The organism is Halomonas marinisediminis, assembly GCF_004347715.1.
GTDB lineage: Bacteria > Pseudomonadota > Gammaproteobacteria > Pseudomonadales > Halomonadaceae > Halomonas > Halomonas icarae.
Genome location: NZ_SLTR01000604.1, coordinates 1 through 255 on the forward strand (window position 1 = coordinate 1; position 255 = coordinate 255).

1 protein-coding gene is annotated in these 255 nt (G+C 71.0%); it reads right to left on the reverse strand.

What is annotated here, in order from left to right:
- The coding region (locus tag E0702_RS17965) for a TAXI family TRAP transporter solute-binding subunit (RefSeq protein ID WP_306766944.1) at positions 1 to 255 on the reverse strand (255 nt) is incomplete at both ends.

The window sequence follows — 255 nt, forward strand, 5'->3', positions numbered from 1 at the left end:
TCGGGCTGGCTGACCGCCGGGACCGGCACGCCGGCGGCGAAGGCGATCACGTCCAGAAGGCCGTCCTGCAGCTGCCCGCCGAGGTCGGACCAGCCGCCGTTACGGCGCTCGAAATTCACGCCGAGGGCTTCCATCATCCGCGGGAAGTAGGTGTCGGAGGTGGAGCCCGCCGGGCCGAAGCCGATCTTGGCCCCGTCGGGGATATCCGCGATCGAGGCGATGCCCGAGGAGGACAGGGCCGTCACCGAGAACGGC